This is a genomic window from Curtobacterium sp. MCLR17_031, from assembly GCF_003234775.2.
In the GTDB taxonomy this organism is placed as follows: Bacteria; Actinomycetota; Actinomycetes; order Actinomycetales; family Microbacteriaceae; genus Curtobacterium; species Curtobacterium flaccumfaciens.
This window is the reverse complement of sequence record NZ_CP126270.1, coordinates 688161-711861: the sequence shown is the minus strand read 5'-3', so window position 1 is coordinate 711861 and position 23701 is coordinate 688161. Positions and strand designations below refer to the sequence as shown.

Genomic DNA, 23701 nt, shown 5'->3' with positions numbered 1-23701 from the left:
ACTCGCACGTGCGTCTCCGTCCTGGCGCGACACCGTGCCGCGACCGTCCCGACGCTACGCCCGACGTGGTCAGAGGAGCCCGCGAGCCTGCAGCCAGGCGGCCGGGTCGATCGGGGTGCCGGCCACGATGACCTCGAAGTGCAGGTGGGCGCCGGTCGAGACGCCCGTGTTGCCGACGGCCCCGAGCCGCTCCCCCGCGCCGAGGACCTGGCCGGGGCGGACGTCGATCGCCGACAGGTGTCCGTACCGGGTCGCGGTGCCGTCGGCGTGCTGCAGGAGGACCTGGTTGCCGTAGCCCCCCAGGGCACCCGCCGAGACGACCCGGCCGGGCAGCGCGGCGACGACCGGGGTCCCGATGGCCGCGGCGAAGTCGACCCCCTGGTGGTTCGAGGAGCAGGCCGCGCAGCCGACGACCCAGCGGGAGCCGAAGCCACCGGCGTCCGGGATCGCACCGACCGTGGGGCGGGCGGCGCCACCGGTCGAGCCCGAGCCACCGGGGACCCGGAGCGCTGCCGCTGCACGGCCGACCGAGAAGTCGTCGCGGCCGGCGGTCGGCCCGGACGAACCGTCGGCGACGAAGTGCTGCGTGCCGGTGGCTGCCGACGTGGGTTCCGGAGCGGCCGGAGCAGCGACGGCGGTCTGCGGGGAGCCGACCGCGACGAACAGGCACGTGACGGCGGTCACTGCCGCGGCGGGGAGGGTCCGCCGGGCGGGGATCCGGAAGGACGCGGGGCGGCGGCGCGCGGGAGCGGCGGGATGCTCGGGTGCGGCGGGCTGCATGGGAGCGGCAGGCTGCGTGGGCCGGATGCGTCGTGTGGGCTGGGTGGAAGCCGGGGTGGCGGGAGGGGGCACCGCCACCCCGGCGGCTCGGAGCTGCCCCGGCTGTGCAGCGTGCCGTGCACGGCGCGGCCGGGGCGCGGTCGGTCGGGCGGCGGCGCGGCGCTCGGCACCGCGTGGGCGCCGGGGCAGGCCGTCGTCGGGGCTCGTCATCGTGCGGTGACCAGCCCGGTCAGACGCGGACGACGCCGTCACGGGCGATCCGGTCCAGCTCGCACACGACGGCGTCGACGACCGCGCGGGTGATCGCGTCGGCGACGGTCTCGACCAGGACGAGGTGCTCGGGCCGGATCGTGACCTCGGTCACCAGGGCCGATGCCACCCGGACCGGGATCTCGTCGATCGCGGCGACGAGGGCGGCCGGCACCAGCGTGGAGTCACTCGGACGGACGGGCGCGGACATCGGTGAGGTGGGCACCGGGGTCACGACGGCGAGCGCCGGTGTGGGAGTGGTGTACGGAACGTCGGCCTGATCGCGACGCTGGGCGATGGAGTCGAAGAGCGGGGTGGAGGACATGCTGCGGACGGTCCGATCTGGAAGTCGTGGCTGGTCGTTCTCGGGCGACCGGCGATGGCGGCGTGCCGAGCGGCACGTCCGCCATTCAACCATCAATATTTCAGATGTGCAATAGTGACCGGACAGTCGCGGGGATCAGTCGGGGTCGACAGCAGCAGCGGTCGGGTCGTCCGGCTGCAGCGCACGACGGACCCGCTCGACGATCGTCGCGGGCGGGTTGTTGTAGGCGTTCGCCGGCTCCTGGCCGCTGAGCTCCTGGATCGCCGCCATCACCGCATCGGTCGCGTGGCGCCGAGCACGACCGGACGACGCCTCACCGAAGGACGACAGGTCGATCGGCTGCCCGAACTCGATCGTCACGCGGGCGAGCTTCGGCAGCCGGGACCCGACGGGCTGGACGTCCTCGGTGCCGGTGAGTGCGACGGGCACCACGGGGGCACCGCTCGTCAGCGCCAGCCACGCCACACCCGTGCGGCCCTTGTAGATCCGGCCGTCGAGCGAGCGCGTGCCCTCCGGGTAGATCGCGAACGCTTCGCCCTCCTGCAGACGTGCCAGCCCGAGGTCAAGCGCCTGCTGGGCAGCCGCCCCCGCACCACGCTCGACCCCGATGGCACCGATGCCCCCGAAGAACGCGCGCGAGACCGCTCCCTTGAGGCCCGAACCCGTGAAGTACTCCTGCTTCGCCAGGAACGACACCTTGCGCGGTGCCATGAGCGTGATCGCGGGCGAGTCGATGAACGAGCGGTGGTTGCTCGCGAGGATCACCGCACCACGCTTCGGGACGTTCCGACGACCGATGATCTTCGGGCGCCACAGCAACCGGGCGAGCGGGGTCACCACCGCGCGACTGAGCACGGTGGCGAACTTCGTCGAACCGGACACCGGACCTCCTCGTGGTGACGAGCTACCGAGTGTAATGAGGCGCGCGGAGGGCACATGCCCGGAACGGCATGCAGTGGTCGCCGGGCGTCAGTCGGCCGCGGCGACGACGTCGAGGACCGCGCGCCCGTACCGCTCGAGCTTCGCCGCGCCGACGCCGGAGATCTCGCCGAGCTGGTCGACGTCGGCCGGTCGGACGGCGGAGATGCCCCGGAGCGTCGCGTCGTTGAACACCACGTACGCGGGGACACCCTGCTCGCGGGCCTCGGCTGCACGCCAGGCTCGCAGGGCCTCGAACAGGCCGACGGCTTCCTGCGGCATGTCAGTGACGACCGTCCGTCGACTGCTGCGGCCGGCCCGCGGAGCCTTGACCGGGTCGCGACGCATCCGCACCTGCACCTTGCCGGTCAGGACCTCGGCGCTCGTCGGACTGAGGACGACCGTGCCGAAGCCGTCGCCCGACACCGCCGCGTAGCCCTGGGCCAGCACCTGTCGTGCGACCGCGCGCCACTCGCCCTCGGACAGGTCCGCGCCGATGCCGAAGGTCGCCAGGGTGTCGTGTTGGAGTTCCTGCACGCGGGGCGACCGCTTGCCGATCAGGATGTCGACGAGGTGCGAGACGCCGTACCGCTGGCGGCGCTCACGCTCGAGCCGCACGACGGTGGACAGCAGCTTCTGCGCGGGGACGGTGCCGTCCCACGACTCCGGCGGCGCGATGCACGTGTCGCAGTTGCCGCACGCCGTGCTCTCCTGACCGAAGTACGCGAGCAGCCGCACCCGGCGGCACTCGATCGTCTCGCACAGGCTGAGCATGGCGTCGAGGTGGGCGCTGAGCTGCCGACGGTGTGCGGCGTCGCCCTCGGACTGGTCGATCATCCGCCGCTGCTGCACGACGTCGTTCAGGCCGTACGCGAGCCACGCGGTGGCCGGCAGCCCGTCACGACCCGCACGGCCGGTCTCCTGGTAGTAGCCCTCGACCGACTTCGGCAGGTCGAGGTGCGCCACGAACCGGACGTCGGGCTTGTCGATGCCCATGCCGAACGCGATCGTCGCCACCATGACGACGCCGTCCTCGCGCAGGAACGTCGACTGGTTGCGGGCACGCACCCGGGCGTCGAGGCCCGCGTGGTACGGCAGGGCGTTGATCCCCTGCTCGGCCAGGGCGGACGCCGTGCGCTCGACGGAGTTGCGGGACAGGCAGTACACGATGCCGGCGTCGCCGCTGTGCTCCGTGCGGATGAAGGTGAGCAGCTGCTGCAGCGCCCCGGTCTTCGGCTCGATGCGGTACTGGATGTTCGGCCGGTCGAAGTCGGCGACGAAGTGCGCGGCGTCGTCGAGGCCGAGCCGTGCGGAGATCTCGCGGTGGGTCTGCGGCGTCGCGGTGGCGGTCAGGGCGATGCGCGGCACCGTCGGCCACCGCTCGTGCAGGACGCTCAGCTCGAGGTAGTCCGGGCGGAAGTCGTGCCCCCACTGGGCGACGCAGTGTGCCTCGTCGATGGCGAACAGCGAGACGCGCGCCCGGTCGAGGAGCGCACGGGTGGACTCGAGCCGGAGCCGCTCGGGCGCGAGGTAGAGCATGTCGACCTCGCCCTGCACGACCGCCCGCTCGACCCGGGACCGTTCGTCGGGGCCCTGCGTGGAGTTGAGGAACGCGGCCCGCACGCCGTTCGCCGCCAAGGCGTCGACCTGGTCCTGCATGAGGGCGATGAGCGGCGACACCACGACCCCGACGCCGTCGCGGACGAGCGACGGCACCTGGTAGCAGAGGGACTTGCCGCCACCGGTCGGCATGAGCACCAGGGCGTCGCCGCCGGCCACCACCTGGTCGATGATGGCCGCCTGCTCGCCGCGGAAGTCGTCGTAGCCCCACACACGGTGCAGCACGTCGAGCGCAGCGGCACGGGGTGCGGACACGGCAGCGGGAGCAGGCACGGCAGCGGACGCGGGCGTGGTGCTCATGTCACGAGCCTACGGGCGACCGGCGACACCCACCGCACTGTCCACAGCACCGTCCGTGCCGGAGCCGGCACGGTGGTCGGAACCGGCCACGTCGTCGGCGCGGGCCGGCGTGGTCGCCCAGCCCGTGCCTCCCGGCCGGGTCCAGCGGACGCCGCCCGCCCAGGCCGGGGTCACACCGCGGAACCGGGGCGCCTCGTGGCCGGCGAACCGGCGGTCCAGCCCCCGCCACCACGCCAGGAACTCGACCATGCCCCAGAACGCGAGCGACGTGACGAGGGTGACGAGCGTGCCCTGCCACGTGCCGTTCGCGTCCGACGAGGTCAGGTCGATCCCGGACCAGCCGGGCGCCTGCAGCACGAAGATCATGATGTTGTTGAACGCGTGCTGCAGGACCGTGGCCTCGAGCCCGCCGGTCCGGAGGACGATGATCGCCGCGATCAGGCCGAACGAGCCGACGTCGAGGATGCCCCAGACGTTGTAGCCGTTCGGGATGTGCAGCACCGCGAAGACGACCGTCGAGACCGCCACGGCGATGACCGTGCCGACGCGACGCGGGATCCACGACGCGACGGTCTGCATGAGGAAGCCGCGGAAGATGTACTCCTCGGCAGCGCCCTGGAACGGGACGAGCAGGACGACGAGGACGATCGTCAGGGTGAGGGTGCCGAGGGAGACCGTCGACTGGCCGATCGCGTCGTGGTTCCAGGCGAAGCCGCCGTCGGTCGTGATCATCCCGCCGTCCCAGAACAGGCCGGTCTGCCAGACGAACATGAACGCCGCGATGACGAGCGTCGGCAGCAGGCACCACGCCGTCCAGGCCCACCGGACCCGGAACCGCGTCGACGACAGGATGCCGGCCGGTCCGATCCGCGCGATCTTGACGGCGAGCAGGATGCCCGGCAGCAGGACCACGAGCGAGACGAGCGACAGCGACAGGATCAGCGGGTCGGTGGGGTCGAGCGCGCCACCGGCCAGGTCGTTCTGCAGGTCGATCAGGGCTTGCGGCCCCTGCGTTGCGCCGATCGGCACGAAGTACGCGACCGCGATGACGATCTGCGACACGAGGTACCACCCCGCCAGGAACGCGAGGGCGACGAGCGGCCGCCACCACCTCCACCGTCCGTCGATCCGGGGCAGGCGCTGGTAGGGAACACTCACGCACCGCAGGGTACCGGGCCGGGCAGGATGGGAGCCGTGCTCACCGTCCTGTTCGGCCTGTCCGGCGCGATCGTCTACGGGTTCGCCGACTTCCTGGGCGGACTCGCCTCGCGCCGGGTCCGCCCGGTCGTCGTCACGGCGGTGGCCGCCGCGATCGGGATCGTGCCGCTGCTCGTCGGACTGGTGGTCCTGGGTGGCGTGTTCTCGTGGCCGGCCGCGGTCTGGGGCGCGGTCGCCGGCCTCTCCGGCGGCGTCGGGGTGCTGCTGCTCTACGCGGCGCTCGCGATCGGGCCGATGAGCGTGCTCTCCCCCGTCACCGCCGTCTTCGCGGCCGTCGTGCCGGTGCTCGTCGCGCTGTTCCGCGGCACCGTGCTGTCGCCCGTGGCCACCGGCGCGCTCGTGGTCGCGGTCGTCGCGGTGGTCCTGGTCGCGGTGGTCCGGGACGCCTCGGGCGCGCGGCTCACCGCCCGGGGCGTCGCCGCCGCCGCCGTCGCCGGGTGCGGCTTCGGCGGGATCGTGCTGGCCTACGACATGACGCCGGCCGACTCGGGCATCGCGCCCCTCGTGGTCGCGCGGGTGCTGCAGGCGGTGCTGCTGGGTGCGGCGGCGATCGTCGTCGTGCTCCGGACGGGAGGCCCGGTGTCCGCCCCGACGTCGGCCCGCCCGGACGGGGCTGCCGCCGTCCGCGGGCCTCGGTCGAGTCGCGCATGGGGTCCGCGGCTGCTGGTCATCGTCGCCGTGTGCGGCGTCTTCGACGCGATGGCGAACGTGTTCATCCAGGCGGGGCTGCACAGCAGCGACGACCCGGCGACCCTGCCCGTCGTGAGTGTGCTCAACGCGCTCTACCCGATCGGCACGGTGGTGCTGGCCGGGGTGGTGCTGCGGGAGCGGTTGACCGCGCAGCAGTGGATCGGCATCGTGCTGGCGTTCGTCGCGTCGGTGGCGCTGGCGTTGGCGTAGCGCGCGGTCAGGCGTCGGGGATGAGGCGCTTGCCGAGCGAGACCGTGCGGTCGTCGGTGTAGCCGAGGGACGCGTAGAAACCGAGCACCTGCTCGTTGCCCGCACGCACCTGCAGGTTGAGCTTCGGGCAACCGAGGTCGGTCAGGAGCCGCTCGAACTCGGCCATCAGGGTGCGACCGAGGCCGGAGCCCTGCAGGTCGGGGCGCACGGCGAGGTAGTTCACCCAGCCGCGGTGCCCGTCGAAGCCGGCCATGCCCGCGGCGACGACGCCGGCGTCGGTGTCGGTGTCGTCGGTACCGGTACCGGTACCGATGTCGGCGGCCTGGGGCTCGGCGACCAGGAAGAGCTCGGGCTGGACGGTCAGCTTGCGGGCGATGTCACGTCGGGGGTCGTTCCAGGGTCGGACGAGGCCGCACGATTCCCACAGGGCGACGACCGCGTCGGTGTCCTCGGTGCGGAAAGGGCGGATCCGGTACTCCATGCCCCCACGTTAACGGGGGTGGGGAGAACGTCGTCACCGGCCTGTCGCCGTGATCTGATAGACCTGTCCGACCACCCAGCCGATCAGGAGCCCCGTGACCGCACACGACACCCTCCCGTCGCGCCGCAGCGCACGGGACGACGAAGCCGGTTCGCGGTCCCGGCGTTCCCCGCGCAGACGGCAGACGGTCGGTGGCGCGATCGTGTCGCTCGTCGCCGAGTTGCTCATCATCGCGGGCGCCGGCACCGGCCTGTACGTCGTGTGGACGGCATGGTGGACCGACGTGGTCGCCGTGAACGAGCAGACGAAGCTCGTGCAGGGCCTCGACCAGGTCAAGACCCCGAAGGTCGAGGGCACCGAGCACCGCGGCACCGCACCCGTGCTGGACGAACCGCCGGGGTTGTCCGACGTGTTCGGCACGATGCAGATCCCACGGTTCGGCAAGGACTACAACCGGCCGATCGGCGAGGGCACGGATCGTGAGAAGGTCCTCAACACGATCGGGCTCGGCCACTACCAGGACACCGCGATGCCCGGCGCCCCCGGCAACTTCGCCGTCGCCGGACACCGGGTCACCTACGGCAAGCCCCTCAACCAGATCGCGGAGCTCAAGAAGGGCGACTCGGTCGTGGTCCGGGTCACCGACGCGAAGACGAAGTTCGACGTCTGGTACGTCTACAAGGTCACCGACAGCCAGATCGTCACGCCCGACAAGATCGAGACGATCGCGCCGGTGCCGAACAAGCCCGGTGTGGAACCGACCCCCCAGGACCGCTGGCTCACGCTGACCGCCTGCCACCCGATGTGGTCCGCGGCGGAGCGGTTCGTGACGCACGCGAAGCTCGACTACTGGATGCCCGCGTCCGAGGGCACCCCGAAGGAACTCTCGGAGACCGCCAAGTGATCTTCCCCCTGGTCTGGCGGCTGCTGCCCGGCCCCACCGCCCTGAAGGTGCTCGAGCTGCTCGTGCTCCTCGTCGCAATCGTGTTCGTGCTGTTCCAGTGGGTGTTCCCGTGGATCGCCGCGGACATCCTGCCGCCGCCGGACGGAACGGTGGAGTCGACGCCGACCCCGTAGCGTCCGGTCCGGTCTCGTCTGGTCTGGTCTGGTCTGGTCTGGTCAGACCGTGGTCGTCACCTGCGACCCGCCGGCCGGGGTGCGTCGCACGGCGATCCGCTCCGGGATCCGCTGCTTGAGTTCCTCGACGTGACTGACGATCCCGACCTGTCGCCCGCCCGCGGTGAGTCGCGACAACTGCCCGATGACGTCGTCGAGGGTCTCGGGGTCGAGCGTGCCGAACCCCTCGTCGACGAACAGGGTGCCGAGCGAGACCCCGCCGGCCTCGGCCTGCACGACGTCGGCCAACCCGAGCGCCAGGCACAACGACACGGTGAACGTCTCGCCGCCGGACAGGCTGCGGGGATCACGGACGGTGTCGGTCGTGTGGTCGTGCACGGCGAGGGCGAGCCCCGTCCGTCGCGCCCGTGACCCGGATTCCCGTTCGTCGGAGGTCTCGAGGGTGAAGCGCCCGGCGAGCATGCCGCGCAACCGGTCGTTCGCCGCCGCCACGACGTCCTCGAAGCGCCGCATGAGCACGTAGGTGCCGAGCGTGATGCCGGTCGGGTTGACCGATGTCACCCCGTTCGCGACGTCGGCGAGCCGGACGACCGCGCGGCTGCGGGCCGAAGTCTCCTGTCGGGCACGGACGGTGCGGTCGACCTCGGTCGCACACTGCTCGACGGCCTCGGCGCGGTGCACTGCGGTCACCGCGAGCCGGGTGGCCTCGTCGAGCTCGGCCGTCGCGCGGACCCGTTCGGCCTGGGCCGCCGGCACGTCGAGCTGCTCCGGATCGTCGTCGGCGGCCTGCACCACCGCGGGGTCGTCGAGCCCTGCCCGCACGACGGCGCGTTCGGCCTCGGCGGCGCTGATGCTGCTGCGGAAGCGTGCGACGGTGTCGGGGTCGAGCAGGCCGGCTCGTGCGGCGTCGACGTCGGGGAACCCCTGCTCGTCGAGGACCCGGGCGACCTCGGCGCTGCGCTCGTCGCGCGCGCGGGCAGCGGCAGCCGCGCGGTCGTCGGCCTCGGCGACGGCGCGGAGCACCGTCAGCCGTCCGTCGAGCTCGTCGACCACGGCCCGGAGCGACACCGGCGAGCTGCCGTCGTCGCTGTCGAGCAGTGCTGCGAGCCGGTCGATCGCCTCGTGCACGGATCGCAGGTCGGCCTCGAGCCGCTCGGCGTCGGAGGCCGCGGTCGACGCGAGCACCGTGCGCCGGGCGTCGAGGTCGTTCCGCTCACGCTCGAGCGCCCGCGTCGCGGTGTCGTGCGCCGTCCGCTCGCGCTCGTGCTCCAGCACGAGCGCCGCGGCGTCGTGCGCCGCTCGGACCCGCTCGTCGGCGGCCACCGCCATGCCGTCGAGGGCGACCGTGTCGACGGCGCCGACGACGTCGGTCAGTCGGACGTGCTCGGCGCGCTCGACGGCCAGGTCGGCCGCGGCGTCGGCGAGCTGCTGGTCGGCCGTACGCGTGGCGTCGCCCGCGGACTCCACCGCCTGGATCGTCGGGTGGTCGTCCTGCGGCGCGGCCACCGACGGGTGCGCCGTCGATCCGCACACCGGGCAGGGGTCGCCGGGGGTCAGCGCGGCACCGAGCTCTCCGGCGAGTCCGGCGATCCGCCGCTCGCGCAGGGAGCGTTCGGCGTCGAGCGCCTCGGTGGCCCGACGGCGGGCATCGGCCACGATGCGTTCGGCACCGGCGACGCGCTGTTCGGCGCGATCACGGGCGGCCAGGTCGGCGCGGAGCGCCTGCACCCGGGTGACCTCGTGCGCGGCGGCGTCGGCGTCGGCAGCGGTCGTCGAGGCGGTGCGGGCGGCCTCGACGATCCGGGCTCGTTCCGTCGGCCGGGCCTCGAGCGCGGTGTCGAGGGCGGCGAGGTCGTCGGTGAGGCGCGATGCGGTCGCGGAGGCCTCGGCGATGGCGGTGCGCCTGGTGTCTGCCTCGGCCTCGACCGCGACGAGGTGCCGGACGTCGGACAGGGCGTCGGTCAGGGTGTCGCGGCGCCGGGCGACCTGCTGTGCGTCGACGGCGCCGAGTGCGTGCTGCTCGCGCAACCGGGCGGCTGCCGCGGCGGAGTCGTCCGCCCGGACGGTTGCGGCGTCCAGGCCGTCGGCCATCGCGGCGACCCGGGCGGCGCGCTCGGCCGTCGCGACCGCGGCCCGCGCCTGCTCGATCGCCGGGGCGTCGTCGTTCAGGACCGTCTGCCGCCGCAGCAGCGCCGCTCGCCGTTCGAGGGCGGCCGCACGGGCCGTCACCGATCGCTCGTGTTCGGTCGCCGCCGTCGCAGCGGCAGCCGCAGCCGTCCGGGCCGCCCCGGCCGCGTCGGCCGTCGCACGGAGGGACGCCACCGTGCCGGCGACGACGGACTCGTCGGCCTCGGCGAGGTCGGCCGCCTGCGCGAACCGGGCCAGGGCGTCTCGGACACGGTCGTCGGCCCCCTCGACCTCGGCCTGCACGGCCCGGCGGCGAGCGGCGAGCTCGTCGGCGGTGCGGTCGTAGACCTGGGTGCCGAACAGCGACTGCAGGAGCTTCCGGCGGTCTTCACCCGGGGAGCGGAGGAACCGTGCGAACTCGCCCTGCGGCAGCACCACGGTCTGCAGGAACTGCGCGCGGTCGAGTCCGACGATCCGGGCGACCTCGACCCCGACCTCGGGGATGCGGGACGACATGGGTTCGCCGGCGACGTCGGTCGGCGCGGCGAGCCGGAACAGCTGCACGGACGCCTGCTGCTTCACGGTGCCGGTCCCCCGCTGCTTCGGGCGGTCGTACTGCGGGGTGCGCCGGACCCGGTACGTGCCCGCACCGGTCTCGAACACGAGCTCGACGAACGGCTCGACCGCGGGGTCGGCGTGCTGGCTGTGCAGCCGGTCGGAGCTGGCGTCAGATCCGGCGAGTCCGCCGTACAGGGCGAACACGACGGCGTCGATGATCGTCGACTTGCCGGAACCGGTCGGCCCTTCGAGCAGGAAGACCCCGGAGGCGGCCAGCGCCGCGAAGTCGATCGTCACGAGGTCGGGGTAGGGACCGATGGCGCGCAGTTCGAGTCGGTGCAGGTACATCAGCGGTCCCCCTCGCGCTGCAGGGCGAGCGCCGCTGCCTCGTACGCCTCGGTGAGGACCGCCCGTTCGTCGTCGTCGGGCAGCCCGCCGGTGGCGAAGGCGACGAAGTCGCCGGCGACCTCGACCGGGTCGGACGTCGCGGTGACGGCCCGCGCGGCGGTGGCGGCCGGCCGGTCCGCCGGTTCGTGCGTGATCGCCAGGGCGTGCGGGAAGTGGCCCTTCACACGGGCGTACATGCGTTCCGGGTGCACGGTGTCGGTCACCGCGACCCGCACCCAGGCGTCGGCGTCGGCCCGGAACTCCCCGGACTCGATGGCGTCGATGCTGCCCCGCACGTCGACGAGCCGCCGCGGTACCGGGGTCGGCACGAGCTCGACGGTGACGGCACCGGCCGCGTCGAGGTCGGCGATGGTCACGGACTTCCGCTGGAGCCGCTCGCCGAACGAGAACGCCAGCGGCGACCCGGCGTACCGGATCCGGTCGCCCTCGCCGACGCGCTGCGGGCCGTGCAGGTGCCCGAGGGCGACGTAGTCGAACCCGTCGAACACCGACTCGGCCACGCGGTCGACGCCGCCGACGCGGATGTCCTGCTCGCTGTCGCTCGGGTCGGCACCCCCGACGAAGGCGTGCGCGACGACGACGCTGCGGGTGCCGGCCCGCGTCGCCAGGTCAGCGCGGATCCGTTCGGTGGCGGCGTGCACGACGGCGTGGTGCGAGCGGGCGAGGGGTTCGTCCGGGACCGCCGCCAGGGCGTACCGCGTGAGGTCGGGGTGCAGGTACGGGATGCCGTACACGGCCACCGGGCCGTCGTCGTCGGGCACGAGCACCGGATCGGCCACGTGGGCCGGCTCGGCGAGGATGCGCACACGCCGCCCCATCACGCCGGCACCGAAGCCGAGCCGCGCGGCGGAGTCGTGGTTGCCTGGGGTGAGCACCACCGTCGTGGTCTCGGCGAGACGCTCCAGCACACGGGAGAGCATGCGGACGGCGTCCACCGGCGGGATCGCACGGTCGTAGACGTCGCCGGCGATGACGACGAGGTCGACCGCGCGCTCGCGGGCGAGGTCGACGAGCCAGTCGGTGAACGCGGCCTGGTGCTCGAGCAGGTCGGCACCCAGCAGTGTGCGGCCGAGGTGCCAGTCGCCGGTGTGCAGGATGCGCATGCCGCCACGGTAACGCCGGCCGGGGACATCTCCGGACACCTCGCGGTGCCCTGTGGAGGACTCAGGCGGTCACGCAGCTCGCGGACGCCAGGCCCAGCACCGAGACGACCCGGACCTTGACCGTCGGGGTGCTCGTCGCGGTCCAGTTGTTGCCGAGGTTCGTGCGGAGGTGCAGCGTGTAGGTGGTGCCGAGGTTCAGGAGTCCGGCGCCCCCGTACGTCATCGAACGGGCCCCGACGGTCGTCGTGCTGGCCACCTGCGTCGTCCCGTTCATCAGGTCGAACGACACCGGCACGGTCGCGCCGTTGTCGTAGGTCCAGGCGATCGTCACCGTGTTCGACCCGGCCGGCACACAGGTCAGGGTGGGGACACCGGTCGCCGTGCCCGCTGTGAAGGCCGCGGTCGGTGCGACGGTGGTCCGCGACCACGGGGCCGCGTCCGCCGTCCCGGGCAGCAGCACGCCAGCCGCCGCGGCGAGCACGAGCACCGCTGCGCCCCCGCCGAGGCGGCGCAGCCGCCGCCTGCGACGGATTCGTCGACGCAGGGCGCGACGGGTGAGGACGGTGGAGGCGGCGGACGGGAGGCCCGTGGCGGCGCCGTCCCGCGCCTCCCGGCCGTCGTCCGTACCGTCCACCGGACCGGCTGCGTCGTCCGGGCCGGCCGCGTCGTCCGGACCACCGGCGGCGGCGTCGGTGTCGTCGTCGGCCTCGACGAGTCGCCGGAGCGACCCGTCGATCGTGCAGAGCGCGAGCACCGCGGTCAGGCCGAGCGCGAGCATCGCGACCAGACCCCACTCCCCCGCGCTGATCCACCGGATCGGTGTCCCGATGAAGGGGATGCGCAGGAAGGCGATGCCGTGCACGGCGGAGCGCTCGATCGGCGTGGAGTCCTGCTGGGGGTTGGCGTCGCCCTTCGTGACCATGGTGCCGCCGGGGCCGTCCTCGACGTACCGGTGCATGCGCAGGTGGTCCGCCTGGTCCGGGTCGTCGGCGAGCAGTACCTTGCCCGTCGCGATCTCGCCCGAGCCGACCGGACGCGAGACGACCACGTCGCCGGGGACGATCCTCGGCTCCATCGAACCGGTCATCACGGTGGTCGGCTGCCAGCCGATGAGCGCCGGCGCGGCCGCCCAGAGCGCGAGGCCGAGCAGCGTCGCGACCACGCCCCGGGCGAGGGTGGCGACGACGACGCGCCCCCAGTCGACGGCGTCACGGACCGCTGCGTGCGGGGCGGGACCACCGTGCACTGCGATGCTGCTCATGACTGCCTTCGACCGGGGGCGCGTTGCGGAGAGGGAACGGACGGGGCTGGTTCGGCCCCGGTCCCGGCTCAGCTGTTCTGGGCCTCCCAGGTGAAGCCGAGGGCTGCGGTGCCGCCCTGCACGGTGTTCGGGGCGGTGCTCGAGACCGTGTAGGTGACGCGGTAGACGCGCGTCTCGGACGCGGTGCCGGTCGGGGCCCAGGTGCCGACGCCGGTCGCGTAGTTGGTCGAGGCGGCGCCGAAGCCCGCGACGGTGCCGCTGTAGAGCGAGCCGCCGGTGGCGGCCGGGGTGAAGCCGGAGCAGGAGCCGAAGCCGCCGCCGGTGCCCTGCTCGATGGTCAGGTTGACGTTCGCCGCCAGGTCCTTCGTGGTCGAGACGTTCGTGCCGTAGAGCTTCACGGCCGAGGGCAGCGAACCGGTCGAGGTCACCGCGATGCAGTTCGCACCGGTCGAGCCGGGCTTCAGGTTGTTCGCCGTGAACAGCGCGGTGTTGTTGTCGTCGTCGGACAGGGCGACACTGCCGGCCGTCCAGTTGTTCGTCGGGTTGACGGTGGTCGAGGAGAAGGCCGCGTACGAGGCCGTCGAGACGACGACCCCCGAGGCGACGAGGGCAGCGGGGATGGCGATCCAGGCGGCGAGGCGGGCAGCACGAGGCGTGACACGAGACATGGTTGGACTCCGTGAGGAAGAGATCTGATCGGTGGTTCGGACGGGCCCGCGGTGGTTGGTCGCGCTACGTGCCGAGGTGGTACGACGATCAAGCTACTTGGCGTTCGAGCAGCTCACAAGACCTGAGATGTCCCCACTGATGGGGGTATCTTGACGAGTGAGTTACTTGTTGACTGAACTTCCCACCCTGTACCCGAGAAGAGCTCCCATGACGGACACCGACCCGGTCGTCCTCCCCCCGCACGCACCCGCCGTCCCCGCGGCGCGCGTCGCCCCCACCACGCCACCGGCACCGATGTCGCCCGACGTCACCGCGATGGACCCCGTCACCGCCGGCACGGACCCCGACGCCGACCTGCCGCGACTGCTCACCGCCTTCCGGGTGCTCCAGATGCAGCACGCACGGGTCCTGCACCACGAGAGCACGAGCCGCGGACTGAACGCCACGGACACCCGCTTCGTGTTCTTCCTCAACGCAGCCGGCGGCCACGGCGTGACCCCGAAGCAGGCCGGCGAGTACCTCGAGCTCACCACCGGGGCGATGACGTCGCTGATCGACCGGCTCGAGAAGCACGGACACCTGGAGCGTCGCCCGAACCCCGAGGACCGCCGGAGCGTGCTGCTGCACCTCACCCCGTCGGGCACGGCGGTCGCCCGCGAGGTCGGTGCCGTCTACTCGCAGGCCTTCCAACAGGTCGTCGCACCGTCGGACCGCGCCGTGGTCGCCGCCGCCTTCGAGGGGTTCGCCGCCGCCCTGGAACGCCACCACCGGTCGTCCACAGCGTGACAGCCTGTGTCACGGCCCGCGCGTAGCGTGAGCGCCATGACCCCCTCTGAACTCCTCACCGAAGCGTTCTCCCGCATCCCCGAGACCGTCGAGCGGGCCGTCGACGGGCTCTCCGAAGACCAGCTCGCGGCACGACCGGCAGCCGGGGCGAACACGCTGGCGTGGCTCGCGTGGCACATCGCCCGCGGCCAGGACGTGCAGATCGCCGACCTCGCCGGCTCCGAGCAGGTCTGGACGGCGGACGGCTGGTACGACCGGTTCGGTCTGCCGTTCCCGGCCGAGGCGCTCGGCTACGGCATGTCCCGCGACGACGTCGGGCGGGTGCGGGCATCTGCCGAGCTGCTCACCGGGTACCTGCGGGCCGTGCACGAGCGCACCGTCGCGTACCTCGGCACGCTCGGCCCGGACGACCTCGACCCCGTCGTCGACGACGCGTGGGACCCGCCCGTCACGGCCGGCGCGCGACTCGTCAGCATCCTGGACGACTGCACGCAGCACGCCGGACAGGCGGGCTTCGTGCGCGGGCTGCTGTTCTTCAACCGCTGAGCGCGCGGTCGCGCGGGCGCACGGCCGCTTCGTGAGCAGGAATGGTCGGGTCCGACGTCGCGACCCGACCATTGGTGCTCACCATGTGACGGACGGGAGGCCCGGTACCAGCTGGTACCGGGCCTCCCGTCCGTCGTGTGGTCGCGACTAGCGCGCGGCGAGCTCCGACACGATGCCGTCACCGGGTGCGGCCTGCACCAGGTCCGCCTCGATCTCGGCGCGCTCGAGGATGCCCTCGATCTTGCGGATGCGGCCGCGCGGGACGATCGTCACGACCGTGCCCTCCTTGCCGGCACGACCCGTGCGGCCGGAGCGGTGCATGTACGCCTTGTAGTCGTCCGGGGCGTCCGCCTGCACGACGAGCGAGACGTCGTCGACGTGGATGCCGCGGGCGGCGACGTCGGTGGCGACGAGCACGTTCACCCGGCCGCTGGTGAGCAGCTGCAGGTTGCGCGTGCGGCGCGACTGGTTCAGGTCACCGTGGAGCGAGGTCGCGCGGATCCCGGCGTCCTCGAACTGGTCGGCCAGACGCTCGGCGTAGGCGCGGGTCCGGGCGAAGACGATGGTCTTGCCGTCGCCGGCGACCAGTTCCTCGAGGAGACGGTCCTTCTCGCGCTGCTCGACCACGAGGACACGGTGGTCGATGGTCGAGGACGCCTGGTCCTCACCCGCGACCTCGTGCACGCTCGGCTCGTGCAGGAACTGCTCGACGAGCGCCGCGACCTGGGTGTCGAGCGTCGCGCTGAACAGCAGCTTCTGCGCGCGGTTGCCCTGCGGGGTCACCTCGGCCGTGGCGGAGAGGATCTCCTGCACCGGCTCGAGGAACCCGAGGTCGCACATGTGGTCGGCCTCGTCGAGCACGGAGATGATGACCTCGCTGAGGTCGAGCTTCCCCTTGTTCATCAGGTCCTGCACACGGCCAGGGGTGCCGACGATGATGTCGACGCCGCGCTCGAGTGCGCCCTCCTGGCGGCCGTAGGGCACGCCGCCGTAGATCTGCGTCGTGAACAGGCCGACCGAACGGGCGATGGGCTGCACGGTGCGGTCGATCTGCAGGGCGAGCTCACGGGTCGGCGCGAGGATGAGCGCACGCGGGGCGCGGCCCATCTTGCGCTTGGTGCCGCCGCCGTGCTCCATGAGCTTCTCGACCAGGGGCGCACCGAAGGCGATGGTCTTGCCGGAGCCGGTGCGGCCACGGCCGAGGACGTCCTTGCCGGCGAGCACGTCGGGGATCGTCGCCGCCTGGATCGGGAACGGGCTCGAGGCGCCGAGCTCCTGCAGGGCGCGGGAGATGTTGCCACCGATGCCCAGGTCGCCGAAGGTCACGCCCTCGACGTCGGCCGCGATGGTGGCCTCGGCCTGGAGCTTCTCGAGCTTGACGTCGTCTGCGGGCACGAACTTGCCGCGCTCGGGCTCGTCGAACGAGCGGCGCGGGGTGCGGTCGCTGCGGTCGTCGCGGTCGAACTTGCGCGGAGCGTCGCGGTCGAACGAGCGACGCGGACGGTCGTCGTTGTCGCGACGCGGCGCACGGTCGTCACGGTTGAACGAACGCGGTGCACGGTCGTCGCGGTCGAACGAACGACGCGGGCGGTCGTCGTTGTCACGACGGGGCGCACGGTCGTCACGGTTGAAGCTGCGGGGCGCGCGGTCGTCGCGGTCGAAGCGACGAGGACGGTCGTCGTTGTCACGACGCGGCGCACGGTCATCGCGGTTGAAGCTGCGCGGGGCGCGGTCGTCGCGGTCGAAGCGACGAGGACGGTCGTCGTTGTCACGACGCGGCGCACGGTCGTCACGGTTGAAGCTGCGCGGGGCGCGGTCGTCGCGGTCGAAGCGACGAGGACGGTCGTCGTTGTCACGACGCGGCGCACGGTCGTCACGGTTGAAGCTGCGCGGTGCACGGTCGTCGCGGTCGAAGCGACGCGGGGCACGGTCATCGCGGTTGAAGCCGCGACCACCACGGTCGTCGCGATCGGGGCGACGCTGGCCGCCACTGTCACGCGGCTCCCAGTTCGGACGGGCCGGACGCTCGCCCTGCGACGCGCGACCGCGCCGCTCCTCGGCGTCCCAGCGCTGCTTCTGGCGCGGCTGCGACGAGTCGGCGGCGCGGAACCCGCGGTGCTTGCTGCTGCGGGCGGCGGGGGTGCCGTTCGGGTGGCGGACGCGGTCGGAGGCGCGGTTGTCCGCGCCGCCCTTGTTGTACGGGGCCATGGCTGCTTTCTCGGGTGCGCAACGTACCGCAGCGCCCGACAGCGACATCGGCGGGGGCTGCTTGCGGAGAGGGGGTTCATCCCGTCGCGAGTCGACGTGATTCCAGCCCTCGAGCAACACACACCCAGCAGAATTTCCGTGATCACAATGTCACGACGTCGAAGGCCGACCGAGTGAGTCTACGCGAGCCGGTGCCCTGACGCCAGCCCCGCGCGGTCCGGCGGCGGCGTGCCGGGCGCGGGACGGGCCTCCATGCCGGGGGTCGCGCGCTCAGGACTCCGCGAGCCGACGACGCTGCTCGGCGACGTCGAAGTCGGCCTTCGGCCAGGACAGGTGCATGTCCTCCAGCGCCCGGAGCAGGAGCTGCTGCACGGCGAGGCGGGCGTACCACTTGCGGTTCGCGGGGACGACGTACCAGGGCGCCTGCGGGGTCGACGTGCGATCGAGGGCGATCTGGTACGCCTGCTGGTAGCGGTCCCAGAGCAGGCGGTCGTCGATGTCGCTCGGGTTGAACTTCCAGTGTTTGTCGGGGCGGTCGAGCCGGTCGCCGAGACGCTCGCGCTGCTCGTCCTTCGAGATGTGCAGCATCACCTTGACGATGGTCGTGCCGGCGGCGGCGAGGCCGTCCTCGAACGCGGTGATCGCACCGTAGCGGCGTTCGATCTCGTCCGGCGCGGCGAGCCCACGGACCCGCTGGGCGAGCACGTCCTCGTAGTGCGAGCGGTCGAACACGCCGAGCTGCCCGGCTGCCGGCAGCTGCTTCTCGATGCGCCAGAGGAAGTCGTGCTCGCGCTCCTCGGCCGTCGGGGCCTTGAAGCCGGCGTAGTGCACGCCGTTCGGGTCGACCGCACCGACGACGTGCGAGACGATGCCGCCCTTGCCCGCGGTGTCCATCGCCTGCAGCACGAGCAGCACCCGGCGCTCGTCGCCGGCCGTCGATGCCGCGTACAGGCGTTCCTGCAGGGCGGCGAGACGCGAGGCGCCGGCGGCGAGGGCTTCGAGGCCGTCGATTTTGCGGCCGGGGAAGCCCGGGGTGCCGTCCGGGTCCACTTGGTCCAGGCGGAACCCGGGTTCGACGCGGAGCAGTGGTTCGGGATCGGCGTTCCAGGCCTTGCGATTGCTCACGTGTCCTCCTGCGGTGCTCCGGTCGGCGGCTGCCGTGCTCATCCTCGCACTGCCATCCTCCGCTCGGGTGACGTGAGCGGTCGCCGGGGCGGCTAGCGTGGACGTGATGAAGTCCGGCCGCCGCTCAGTGCTCGCGCTCGTCGCCGCGGTGGTGGCGCTCGGCGCGATGGCGTCCTGCAGCACGGACCCGGTCGGCGACGAGAACGCCACCGTGACCGCGGACAGCGTCATCTACCCGCTGTCGCTGCGGTACCACGGCATCGACGTGGTGGCCGACGTGCCCTACGGCACCGACCCGCTGCAGCGCCTCGACGTGTGCCTGCCCGCCGACAGCGACCCCGCGACGACGGCGACGCCCACAGCGACGCCGTCAGCCTCGGCCACCGCCGACCCCGATGCCGAAGCGGTCGAGGCCACCACCGGACGCCCGGCGGTCCTGATGATCCACGGCGGCAGCTGGTCGCACGGTGACAAGGCGACGGCCGCGTACCGGTCCGTGTGCAAGTACCTGGCGTCCGAGGGCTTCGTGACGTTCAACGTCGACTACCGGCTGGCGCCGACGGACCCGTTCCCGGCGGGGCTCGACGACGTGCGCCGGGCGCTCGACTACGTGTTCCGTCCCGCGACGCTCGAGACCTACGACGTCGACTCCCAGCGTGTGGGCGTGTTCGGCGGGAGCGCCGGCGGCAACCTCGCCGCGATGCTCGCCGTCACCGACCACGACTCCGCCGCGTACGCCGACGGTGACCGGATCCGTGCCGTGGTCGACCTGAGCGGGCCGACGAACCTGACCACCCGGTCCACCGAGCCCGACGGCGTGTCCGCGGCCTTCCAGCGCAAGCAGCTGCTCTACCTCGGGTGCCGGTCGTACGCCAGGTGTCCGGCAGCCACGCGGGCGTCGCCGGAGTTCCACGTCACCCCGGACACCGCGCCGTTCTTCATCGGGCACTCCACCGACGAGTTCATCCCGATGTGGGAGTCGCAGGAGTTCGCCGCGACGCTCCGGTCCCACGACGTCCCGGTGACGTTCGTGGCGGTCGAGGGCACGGCCCACTCGATCGCTCAGCTCGACGAGGCGATGAGCCGCCGCGTGGTCACGTTCCTGCGGACGCAGCTGGGCTGACCGCGGGCGGCCGACCCGCTGCCGACTGGGGCTGCCGGCTGCCGGCTGCCGGCTGCCGGCTGTCGGCTGTCGGCTGTCGGCTGTCGGCGCAGGAGACCGACCGCGTGCCCCGGGTGGGTGCCACCCGGAGTCGGGACTGCCGCTGCCGACCCCCTGGCCGCAGACTTCGGGGGTGACCGACACCTCGACCCGCCCTGCCCGCGCCGCTGCGACCCGTTGGGACCGCCCTGCGCTGCAGACGTTCGGGGAGCTGCTGCTCGGGCTGTCGTTCGTCGCCGCCGTGTCGTTCGGCGGGTACGCCTCGGTCACCGGACAGCTGGCCGTCGTGTCACAGGTCGCCGCCGTGGTGTTCCTCGTGACGCTGACCCTGGTGCTCGTGTCGTGGTTCCGAGCGGTCGAGCGCGAGGAGCGGACCGAGCGCGTCGTCGTCTCGCCCCTCGCCGCCATCGACGCCGAGTACCGCCGCTAGGCAGCTTCGCCCGGCTCCGTCTGCCTCGCCGCCCGCCGATCCGCGCGGCGCTCGCGAGCCCGCTCGACGACGAAGTACAGCGCCGGCAGCACCACGAGCGTCAGCAGCGTCGACGACACCAGACCACCGATCACCACCAGTGCCAGCGGCTGCGAGATGAAGCCGGACTTGCCGGTCAGCCCGATCGCCATCGGCAGCAGCGCGAAGATCGTCGCCATCGCCGTCATCAGGATCGGACGGAGGCGTCGTGTGGCGCCCTCGATCAGGGCCTCGCGCACCCGCAACCCGCGCCGTCGGTACTGGTTGACGAGGTCGATGAGCACGATCGCGTTCGTCACGACGATGCCGACGAGCATGAGCAGACCGATCAGCGACGCGACACCGATCGGGACGCCCGACGCGATCTGTAGCAGGATCGCGCCCGTCGCCGCGAACGGCACCGACACGAGCAGCAGCAGCGGCTGGAGCAGGCTCCGGAACGTCGCGACCATGATCACGTAGACGATCAGCACGGCGACCAGCACCGCGAGCCCGAGCTGCGAGAACGCCGACGACTGGCTGGCGGCGACGCCACCGATCGAGGCGGTCGCACCCTTCGGCAGGTCGAGCTCGTCGACGGCGGTCGTGACGGACTGCACGGCCGCACCGAGGTTCGTGGCGTCCGGCGTCACGGTGATCGTGGCGGTACGGGCCGCGTTCGTCGTGGTGACGGTGGTGGGGCCCTCGGACTCCTCGACCGTGGCGACGTCGGACAGCGGGACCGTGCCGGTGCTCGTCGGCACGTCGAGTGCACGGAGCGCGGCGATGGTGGTCGGCGGCTCCGGGTCGGCGATGTAGACGTCGAGCGTCGCGTCGTCGATCTCGATGCTGCCGGTGTCGCGCGGCGAGACCGCGGCGGCGACGAGGCCACCCACCTGGGTCTCGGTGAGGCCGAGTGACGCTGCCTCCTGGCGGTCGACCCGGACGGCGAGGAACGGTTCCGCCGCGGACAGGTTGCTCGTGGCGCCCGTGGTGTCCGGGACCGACTGCATGGTCTTCAGTACCTGGCGCGACGCCGTCTCGAGCTGCGACTGGGTCGGCGCGGTCACGTCGACCTCGATGTCGCTGCTGCCACCGAACCCGCCGCCGGAGGACGCGATGGTGACCTCGCCGACGTCCTTGATCTTCCCGATCGACTTCCGGGCGTCGGCCTGGATCGTGGGCTGGTCGGCCTCGGCGTCGGTCGTGACGGCGTACTGCACCGAGGCGCTGCCGCCCCCGCCGAACGCCGCCTGGATCGACTGGCCGCTCGTGCCGATGGTGGTCTGCACGGTCTCGACGCCGTCGACGTCCTGCAGTGCCCGCTCGACCTTGCGTGCGGACTCGGACTGGACGGCGAGGCTCGAACCGGCCTTCAGGTCCTGCGTGACCGTGAACGTGTTCTGCCCCGAGTCGCCGAGGTAGTTCGTGGTGACGAACGGCAGCGTGGCGACCGTTCCGCCGAGCACGATCACGGCGAGCAGGATGACGACGACCGGCTTGCGGACGACCCACCGGAGCACCGGCAGGTAGACGCGGCGCAGGCGGTCGACCCGGCCGGCGTCGTGCAGGTCCGCGGCGGAGGCGAGCGCACCCTCCGAGCGGTCGCCCTCGTGCGCGCGCTCGGCATCGATCGCCGACGGTGCCGCTTCCGCGTCCGTGGGTGCTTCCGCTGCCGTCGCCGCGTCACCCGGCTTCGCCTTCGGCGGGCGCAGCCACCAGTACGCCAGGACCGGCACGATGGTGAGCGAGACGAACAGCGACGCGACGAGCGCCAGGGTGACCGTCACGGCGAACGGTCGGAACAGCTCCCCCACGAGTTCTGCGACGAAGGCGACCGGCAGGAACACCGCGACGGTGGTCAGGGTCGAGGCGGTGACCGCGCCGGCGACCTCGCGAACGGCGTCCCGCACGGCCTGGCCCCGGTCGACGCCCGGGAGCATGTGCCGCTTGATGTTCTCGATGACGACGATGGAGTCGTCGACCACGCGGCCGATCGCGATCGTGAGGGCCGCCAGCGTGATGATGTTGAGCGTGTACCCGGCGGCGCGCATGCCGATCGCCGCGAGGAGCACCGACGTCGGGATCGAGATCGCGGTGACGAGCGTGGAGCGCCACGACAGCAGGAACACCAGGATGACGAGCACCGCGAAGGCGAGCCCGAGCAGGCCCTCTTCGGCCAGGGAGTCGATGGACTGCTGGATGTAGGGCGCCTGGTCGAAGACGACGGTGAAGCGGGGGTCGCCCTCGATCTTGTCCTCGATGCCGGGCAGGGCGTCGCGGACGGTGTTCGAGACGTCGACGGTGTTGGCTTCCTGCGTCTTCGTGATCGAGATCGTCAGGGCCTGCTGCCCGTCCACGCGGCTGATGGAGGTGCGCGGCGACTCGGTGATGGCGACCTTCGCGACGTCGCCCAGGGTGGTGTCCGTCGGCGTGGCCGCGGTCGTCGACCCGCCCGCCGCGGCGTCACCCGTGGGAGCGGTGCCGGTCGCGCCCGTGCCGGTCCCGGTCGCACCGGCACCGGTCGCCCCCGTGCCGGTCGCACCCGCGGCCGTGCCGTCACCGGACGAGGCTGTCCCGTCGGCACCGGCGGCACCCGACCCGGATTCGTCCGAACTCGACGAGCTCGACGAGCTCGTGAGTGGCAGGGCGCGGATGTCCTTGAGCGAAGCGATCCGCTCGCCCGTCTGCACCGACAGGGTCGAGCCGTCTTCCGTGATCGTGCCGCCGGGGATCAGGGTGCCGTTGTCGTCGAGCGCATCCGAGATCGCCGTCTGGCTGAGGCCGCGGGCGGCGAGCTCGTCCTGGTCCGGCGTGATGACGACGCGACGACCCGGGTTGCCGAAGACGTCCGCCTGCCGCACGCCGTCGAGCTTCTCGAGGTCGGGGATCGCCGAGGCCTGCAGCCGGTCGACGAGCTGCTCCTGGTTGCCGGACGCCGAGACGGCGACCTGCAGCACCGGCAGGTCGTCGAAGGACCCGGTGACGATCTGCGTCTGCACCGAGTCGGGCAGCGACAGCGCGTTCACCGCGGTCTGGATCTTGTCCTCGGCGCTGGCCAGGTTCGATCCGTACTGGAACGACGCCGACACCACGCTCTGCCCGGTCGACGAGGTCGCACTGGTCGACTCGAGGTCCGGGACGACCTGGATCGCCTGTTCGATCTTGGTCGAGACGTCGTTCGACACGACCTCTGGCGTGGCTCCGGGGTAGGCGCTGACGATCGCGACCTGCGGGAACTCGACGCTGGGGATCAGCTCCTGCTTGAGGCTCGAGAGCGCGATGCCGCCGAAGACCGCGACCACGATCGTGACGAGCGCGATGAGGGCCCGGTTGCGCAGGCTGAAGACCGAGAGGAGGTGCACGTCATCGATCCTCGCAGGACCGACCGACGAACGTTCGGCTGGCAGTCAGAACCCGCCGTCGGATCAG

General features: G+C 72.4%; 20 protein-coding genes. 7 read left to right on the top strand and 13 right to left on the bottom strand.

The features are described 5' to 3' along the window. Nucleotides 1–69 precede the first annotated feature (69 nt). The 5 genes from DEI96_RS03500 to DEI96_RS03480 form a co-directional block, all read right to left on the bottom strand. Complete coding sequence (locus DEI96_RS03500) at nucleotides 70–780, bottom strand: M23 family metallopeptidase (protein WP_284183629.1); 711 nt, start codon at nucleotides 778–780, stop codon at nucleotides 70–72. Nucleotides 781–1009: 229 nt separating this feature from the next. Further along, entirely contained in the window at nucleotides 1010–1354 is a 345-nt protein-coding gene (locus tag DEI96_RS03495; protein ID WP_111024947.1) for a hypothetical protein, read from the bottom strand. 135 nt (nucleotides 1355–1489) lie between these two features. Then, nucleotides 1490–2236, bottom strand: coding sequence for a lysophospholipid acyltransferase family protein (locus DEI96_RS03490; RefSeq protein ID WP_111024948.1), 747 nt, complete (start codon nucleotides 2234–2236; stop codon nucleotides 1490–1492). An 87-nt stretch (nucleotides 2237–2323) separates the two neighbouring features. After that, nucleotides 2324–4192 (bottom strand): DNA helicase RecQ, encoded by a 1869-nt coding sequence (gene recQ, locus DEI96_RS03485; RefSeq protein ID WP_111024949.1) that lies wholly within the window; start codon nucleotides 4190–4192, stop codon nucleotides 2324–2326. Between the two features lie 9 nt (nucleotides 4193–4201). Further along, entirely contained in the window at nucleotides 4202–5350 is a 1149-nt protein-coding gene (locus DEI96_RS03480) for a CPBP family intramembrane glutamic endopeptidase (protein ID WP_111024950.1), read from the bottom strand. 36 nt (nucleotides 5351–5386) lie between these two features. Here DEI96_RS03480 and DEI96_RS03475 point away from each other — a divergent pair, with 36 nt between their 5' ends. Beyond that, nucleotides 5387–6310, top strand: a complete 924-nt coding sequence (locus DEI96_RS03475; protein WP_111024951.1) for an EamA family transporter — start codon at nucleotides 5387–5389, stop codon at nucleotides 6308–6310. Nucleotides 6311–6317: 7 nt separating this feature from the next. Here the strand turns inward: DEI96_RS03475 and DEI96_RS03470 are convergent, their stop codons facing one another. Next, nucleotides 6318–6791: a GNAT family acetyltransferase gene (locus DEI96_RS03470; RefSeq protein ID WP_111024952.1), complete on the bottom strand. Its 474-nt coding sequence runs from the start codon at nucleotides 6789–6791 to the stop codon at nucleotides 6318–6320. A 94-nt stretch (nucleotides 6792–6885) separates the two neighbouring features. Here DEI96_RS03470 and DEI96_RS03465 point away from each other — a divergent pair, with 94 nt between their 5' ends. Together DEI96_RS03465 and DEI96_RS03460 are read left to right on the top strand one after the other, a co-directional pair. Then, on the top strand, nucleotides 6886–7695 hold the full coding sequence (locus DEI96_RS03465) for a class E sortase (RefSeq protein ID WP_241660484.1): 810 nt from the start codon (nucleotides 6886–6888) through the stop codon (nucleotides 7693–7695). Further along, nucleotides 7692–7868 (top strand): hypothetical protein, encoded by a 177-nt coding sequence (locus DEI96_RS03460; protein WP_156463787.1) that lies wholly within the window; start codon nucleotides 7692–7694, stop codon nucleotides 7866–7868. The genes DEI96_RS03465 and DEI96_RS03460 overlap by 4 nt, the downstream gene beginning before the upstream one ends. Nucleotides 7869–7910: 42 nt before the next feature. Here the strand turns inward: DEI96_RS03460 and DEI96_RS03455 are convergent, their stop codons facing one another. The 4 genes from DEI96_RS03455 to DEI96_RS03440 form a co-directional block, all read right to left on the bottom strand. Next, on the bottom strand, nucleotides 7911–10901 hold the full coding sequence (locus DEI96_RS03455) for an AAA family ATPase (RefSeq protein ID WP_111024953.1): 2991 nt from the start codon (nucleotides 10899–10901) through the stop codon (nucleotides 7911–7913). Continuing rightward, nucleotides 10901–12064, bottom strand: a complete 1164-nt coding sequence (locus DEI96_RS03450) for a metallophosphoesterase family protein (protein ID WP_111024954.1) — start codon at nucleotides 12062–12064, stop codon at nucleotides 10901–10903. Before DEI96_RS03450 ends, DEI96_RS03455 begins: the two co-directional genes overlap by 1 nt. Before the next feature lie 61 nt (nucleotides 12065–12125). Next, nucleotides 12126–13325, bottom strand: a complete 1200-nt coding sequence (locus DEI96_RS03445; RefSeq protein ID WP_111024955.1) for a S24/S26 family peptidase — start codon at nucleotides 13323–13325, stop codon at nucleotides 12126–12128. 68 nt (nucleotides 13326–13393) lie between these two features. Next, on the bottom strand, nucleotides 13394–13993 hold the full coding sequence (locus DEI96_RS03440) for a M73 family metallopeptidase (protein WP_110858866.1): 600 nt from the start codon (nucleotides 13991–13993) through the stop codon (nucleotides 13394–13396). Nucleotides 13994–14201: 208 nt separating this feature from the next. Here DEI96_RS03440 and DEI96_RS03435 point away from each other — a divergent pair, with 208 nt between their 5' ends. After that, nucleotides 14202–14780, top strand: coding sequence for a MarR family winged helix-turn-helix transcriptional regulator (locus tag DEI96_RS03435; RefSeq protein ID WP_111024956.1), 579 nt, complete (start codon nucleotides 14202–14204; stop codon nucleotides 14778–14780). 36 nt (nucleotides 14781–14816) lie between these two features. Further along, nucleotides 14817–15326: a mycothiol transferase gene (locus DEI96_RS03430; protein ID WP_111024957.1), complete on the top strand. Its 510-nt coding sequence runs from the start codon at nucleotides 14817–14819 to the stop codon at nucleotides 15324–15326. A 147-nt stretch (nucleotides 15327–15473) separates the two neighbouring features. Here the strand turns inward: DEI96_RS03430 and DEI96_RS03425 are convergent, their stop codons facing one another. Then, on the bottom strand, nucleotides 15474–17534 hold the full coding sequence (locus DEI96_RS03425; protein ID WP_284183628.1) for a DEAD/DEAH box helicase: 2061 nt from the start codon (nucleotides 17532–17534) through the stop codon (nucleotides 15474–15476). Nucleotides 17535–17804: 270 nt separating this feature from the next. Then, complete coding sequence (locus tag DEI96_RS03420) at nucleotides 17805–18659, bottom strand: polyphosphate kinase 2 family protein (RefSeq protein ID WP_084741266.1); 855 nt, start codon at nucleotides 18657–18659, stop codon at nucleotides 17805–17807. 106 nt (nucleotides 18660–18765) lie between these two features. Here DEI96_RS03420 and DEI96_RS03415 point away from each other — a divergent pair, with 106 nt between their 5' ends. Together DEI96_RS03415 and DEI96_RS03410 are read left to right on the top strand one after the other, a co-directional pair. After that, on the top strand, nucleotides 18766–19782 hold the full coding sequence (locus DEI96_RS03415; RefSeq protein ID WP_146246981.1) for an alpha/beta hydrolase: 1017 nt from the start codon (nucleotides 18766–18768) through the stop codon (nucleotides 19780–19782). Between the two features lie 172 nt (nucleotides 19783–19954). Next, nucleotides 19955–20251 carry a hypothetical protein gene (locus DEI96_RS03410; RefSeq protein WP_111024960.1) on the top strand — a complete coding sequence of 99 codons (297 nt, stop codon included), beginning with the start codon at nucleotides 19955–19957 and terminating at the stop codon, nucleotides 20249–20251. On the opposite strand, the gene DEI96_RS03405 is transcribed toward DEI96_RS03410, so the two are convergent. Next, the gene (locus DEI96_RS03405) at nucleotides 20248–23634 is read right to left on the bottom strand and encodes an efflux RND transporter permease subunit (RefSeq protein WP_258373013.1); all 3387 of its coding nucleotides are present in this window, start codon (nucleotides 23632–23634) and stop codon (nucleotides 20248–20250) included. The genes DEI96_RS03410 and DEI96_RS03405 overlap by 4 nt on opposite strands. Nucleotides 23635–23701: the final 67 nt, after the last annotated feature.

Bases quoted from the DNA above. Each gene is read 5' to 3' on its own strand.
- DEI96_RS03500 (WP_284183629.1), bottom strand. From the start codon at position 780: ATGCAGCCCGCCGCACCCGAGCATCCCGCCGCTCCCGCGCGCCGCCGC.
- DEI96_RS03495 (WP_111024947.1), bottom strand. From the start codon at position 1,354: ATGTCCTCCACCCCGCTCTTCGACTCCATCGCCCAGCGTCGCGATCAG.
- recQ (WP_111024949.1), bottom strand. From the start codon at position 4,192: ATGAGCACCACGCCCGCGTCCGCTGCCGTGCCTGCTCCCGCTGCCGTG.
- DEI96_RS03470 (WP_111024952.1), bottom strand. From the start codon at position 6,791: ATGGAGTACCGGATCCGCCCTTTCCGCACCGAGGACACCGACGCGGTC.
- DEI96_RS03455 (WP_111024953.1), bottom strand. From the start codon at position 10,901: ATGTACCTGCACCGACTCGAACTGCGCGCCATCGGTCCCTACCCCGAC.
- DEI96_RS03450 (WP_111024954.1), bottom strand. From the start codon at position 12,064: ATGCGCATCCTGCACACCGGCGACTGGCACCTCGGCCGCACACTGCTG.
- DEI96_RS03445 (WP_111024955.1), bottom strand. From the start codon at position 13,325: ATGAGCAGCATCGCAGTGCACGGTGGTCCCGCCCCGCACGCAGCGGTC.
- DEI96_RS03440 (WP_110858866.1), bottom strand. From the start codon at position 13,993: ATGTCTCGTGTCACGCCTCGTGCTGCCCGCCTCGCCGCCTGGATCGCC.
- DEI96_RS03435 (WP_111024956.1), top strand. From the start codon at position 14,202: ATGACGGACACCGACCCGGTCGTCCTCCCCCCGCACGCACCCGCCGTC.
- DEI96_RS03430 (WP_111024957.1), top strand. From the start codon at position 14,817: ATGACCCCCTCTGAACTCCTCACCGAAGCGTTCTCCCGCATCCCCGAG.
- DEI96_RS03425 (WP_284183628.1), bottom strand. From the start codon at position 17,534: ATGGCCCCGTACAACAAGGGCGGCGCGGACAACCGCGCCTCCGACCGC.
- DEI96_RS03415 (WP_146246981.1), top strand. From the start codon at position 18,766: ATGAAGTCCGGCCGCCGCTCAGTGCTCGCGCTCGTCGCCGCGGTGGTG.